At 44.6% G+C, this 3,897-nt stretch carries 3 protein-coding genes; 2 read left to right on the forward strand and 1 reads right to left on the reverse strand.

Annotated elements, in window-relative coordinates; all coding sequences use genetic code 11:
- Nucleotides 1-286: 286 nt before the first annotated feature.
- Nucleotides 287-976 carry a response regulator transcription factor gene (locus NJ959_RS26915; RefSeq protein ID WP_254014835.1) on the reverse strand — a complete coding sequence of 230 codons (690 nt, stop codon included), beginning with the start codon at nt 974-976 and terminating at the stop codon, nt 287-289.
- 313 nt (nt 977-1,289) lie between these two features.
- Here NJ959_RS26915 and NJ959_RS26920 point away from each other — a divergent pair, with 313 nt between their 5' ends.
- Both NJ959_RS26920 and NJ959_RS26925 read left to right on the forward strand, forming a co-directional pair.
- The gene (locus NJ959_RS26920; protein ID WP_254014836.1) at nt 1,290-2,579 is read left to right on the forward strand and encodes a glucose-1-phosphate adenylyltransferase; all 1,290 of its coding nucleotides are present in this window, start codon (nt 1,290-1,292) and stop codon (nt 2,577-2,579) included.
- A gap of 279 nt (nt 2,580-2,858) precedes the next feature.
- The coding region (locus tag NJ959_RS26925; protein ID WP_254014837.1) for a DnaJ C-terminal domain-containing protein at nt 2,859-3,897 on the forward strand (1,039 nt) is incomplete at its 3' end.

Consider the following 3,897-nt stretch of genomic DNA (forward strand, 5'->3'; position numbering starts at 1 on the left):
GTAAATAATTGTAACTATTATCTGGACAGTAGGAAAATTTAATGTAGTTATTGATACCGTTGATCTTTCTCTATTCTACCCCTTTTATCTGCATATCCCCTCCCCCCCTCAGAGATTCTGTTTTCTTAGTGGTTACTAGTATCTGCTGTTCAATATGTTTCCGAAACGGGCTTTTAGTAATGAGCAAGAGTTAGACGAGTTTCGCTATTTACTTGAAAGAAAGATTGTTAAATCTACCTAATGACAAATGACAAATTACTAATAACCAATGACTAATAACCAATAACTACTGAGTCAAACCATGTTCCAAAGCATAGCGCACCAACTCCGTGCGGCTATTTGTTCCCGTTTTACTAAACAAACGACTAACATACTTCTCGACATTCCGGACACTTGTCTCCAGGCGACGGGCAATTTCCTTATTCATCAATCCTTTTGCCACCAAATCCAGAACGCTTTGCTCTCGTGGCGTAAAATCAATGCGGATGGGTGGAGGAGTTTGAACGATCCCACCCCGCTGCTCTAACATGGCTCTAATAGCGGCAATCTGATCCACAAGTGGTTTAAGATCGTTGCTACCGCTAGTTTCTGTAGCATTTGCCGCACGACGCTCTAGCAAGTTTTCCACAATCGCAATTAATTCATCAGTATCAAAAGGCTTAGACAAATAGGCATCACAACCCGCCTGATAACCCAGAATTCGATCTGAAGTCATCCCTCTAGCGGTGAGAAATACCACGGGTAGTGTCTTAAACCGAGGATCGTCACGCAGCTTCTTTAAAAACTGATACCCATCTACCTTGGGCATCATCACATCAGAAATCACCAAATCAGGGGTGTATTGTTGCAGCATCAGCCAAGCATCATCGGCATTACTGGCAACCTTTACGGTAAAGCCCCCAACTTCTTGCAAATACTCTTTGACTGATTCCCGAATTCCCGGTTCATCGTCCACCAGTAACAGTTGTCCTGACATCTATCTGTCCTTGTTTGCAAATTCTTCTTTTATGCTAGCTGAATGGGGAGTGGGGAGTGGGGAGTGGGAGAGTTTTGAGTTTTGAGTTTTGAGTTTTGAGTTTTGAGTTAAAACTATTCCGGGGAGTGGGGGGAGAAGGGGGACAAGGAAGGGTCGGTAGGTTTTTATGTCTTAATACTGACATTTTAACAATATCATGATCATGGCAGGATTTATCCTGCAACTGCCTTTCATCCCCAGACTAAAGTCAGGGGGTTTTCAGGCTATTGTCTTATAAAACTAGAAAGTCTACCTGATCCCGGAGAGGTTATTCGTGAAAAGAGTCTTAGCGGTCATTCTCGGCGGTGGCGCTGGCACCCGCCTGTATCCCCTTACCAAACTGCGGGCTAAACCCGCTGTGCCTTTGGCAGGAAAGTACCGCCTGATTGATATTCCGGTTAGTAACTGTATTAACTCGGAAATTTACAGGATTTATGTCCTTACCCAATTCAACTCGGCCTCTCTCAATCGCCATATTGCCCGCGCCTATAATTTCTCCAGTTTTACCGAAGGGTTTGTGGAAGTACTCGCAGCCCAACAGACGGCGGAAAACCCTAGCTGGTTTCAGGGTACTGCTGATGCTGTGCGCCAATATCTCTGGTTGTTGCAGGAGTGGGATTTTGATGAATATCTGATTCTATCAGGAGACCATCTCTATCGGATGGATTATCGTCAGTTTGTGGCACGCCACCGGGAAACTGGTGCAGATATTACCCTGTCTGTCGTCCCGATGGATGAGAAACGGGCATCGAGTTTTGGCTTGATGAAAATTGATGATACTGGCAGGGTGGTTGATTTCAGTGAGAAACCAAAAGGTGATGCCCTCAAAGAAATGCAGGTGGATACCACTACCCTGGGATTGACACCTGTACAAGCAAAGGCAAATCCTTATATTGCCTCCATGGGCATTTATGTCTTCAAAAAAGAAGCCCTAAAAACTCTCCTGCAAGGCAATCCAACACAGACTGATTTCGGCAAAGAAATTATCCCTGGTGCAGCCAAGGATTATAATGTTCAAGCCTTCTTATTTGATGACTACTGGGAAGATATTGGAACGATTGAAGCATTTTATGATGCAAATTTGGCGTTGACTCAGCAACCACAGCCACCCTTTAGCTTCTACGATGAAAATGCGCCAATCTATACTCGTGCCCGTTACTTGCCCCCGACCAAATTTTCAGATAGCCACGTCACTAGTTCCATTATCAGTGAAGGCTGTATTTTGAGAAATTGCCGGATTCACCATTCTGTATTGGGGGTTCGCGCTCGCATTGAGGAAGGTTGTATCATTGAAGATAGCCTGATTATGGGGTCTGATTTGTACGAGCCTTTCGCTGAAGGTGAACGGAATAGTCCCACAGATCGCATTCCTTTAGGAATTGGTGCTAATACAACAATTCGTCGCGCTATCGTTGATAAGAATACTCGCATTGGTCGCAATGTGCAAATTATCAATAAGGATCGAGTAGAGGAAGCGGAACGAGAACAACAGGGATTTTTCATTCGCAATGGCATTATCGTCATATTTAAAAATGCCGTTATTCCCGATGGAACGGTGATTTAGTTGGTTGTTGGTTGTTAGTTGTTGGTTATTAGTTATTGGTTTTTGATTATTGGTTATTGATGAGAATCTTTGGTAAAAAAAAAAGCAAACAACAAACAACTAACAACTAACAACTAACAAAATACCCGACACAGGTGTGGAAATTGCGATCGCGCCTGTGTGGTTAACCAACGGAAGAACCGAACTTAATCACTGGTCTGGGTTTGTTACTCTAGATTTAAGGTAAAAATACAATAGCCCCAACCCGATCCTAAATCCTCAGAGTACAGGAGACCCTTCATGGCCGCGACCGACTTTAAAGACTACTACGCCATCCTGGGAGTCAGTAAAACTGCCAGTCCAGACGAAATTAAAAAGAGCTTTCGGCGTTTAGCCCGGAAATACCATCCGGACATGAATCCTGGGGATAAACAGGCGGAAGCTCGGTTTAAAGAAGTCAGCGAAGCTTATGAAGTGTTATCTGACACCGAAAAACGCCAAAAATACGATCAATTCGGTCAGTATTGGAAGCAAGCCGGACAAGGATGGCCTGGAGGTTCTGGCGGTGGTGCTGGTGTAAATTTCAACAATTTTGATTTTGGGCAGTATAGCAGTTTTGACGAATTCATTAACGAGTTGCTGGGACGCTTTAATACTGCGGCAACAGGTAATACTGCGGGTAATCACACCTACACCTACAAGACAAATACTAGTCGTCCTGGGGGTTTTAATGACTTTGCCAGCGGTTTTAGTGGTGGTGGGTTTAATAATTTTAGCGAATACTCAACTGCTGATAAGGCTGCTAGCTCAGGAAATGGCGATCGCGAAGCTTCGATTCCGTTAAGCTGGCATGAAGCTTTCCATGGTGTGCAAAAACGTCTGAATCTGGGGAATGAAGCAATTGATGTGCGGATTCCTCCAGGTGCTAAACCGGGTAGTCGGATTCGGGTACGTGGCAAAGGTCAATTTAATCCGCAGAATCAACAACGGGGCGATTTATATTTGAGTGTTGAACTCAAACCTCATTCTTTCTTCCAATTCGATGGTGAGAATCTCTTGTGTGAAGTGCCAGTGATGCCGGATGAGGCGGTATTGGGAGCGACTATTGATGTCCCCACTCCAGATGGGAAGGTGAGTGTAAATGTACCAGCAGGTATTCGTTCCGGTCAATCCCTGCGGTTGCGTGAGAAAGGTTGGCCTCGTCCCAAGGGTGGACGGAGTGACTTGTTGGTGAGGATTGTTATTGCTACGCCTAAAGATCTTACCTCAATTGAACGGGAGTACTATCAAAAGATTCGTGCTAGTCGCAGTTTTGATCCGCGCAGCTATTTGTCACAGG

The organism is Limnofasciculus baicalensis BBK-W-15 (assembly GCF_024178385.1).
In the GTDB taxonomy this organism is placed as follows: domain Bacteria; phylum Cyanobacteriota; class Cyanobacteriia; order Cyanobacteriales; family Coleofasciculaceae; genus Limnofasciculus; species Limnofasciculus baicalensis.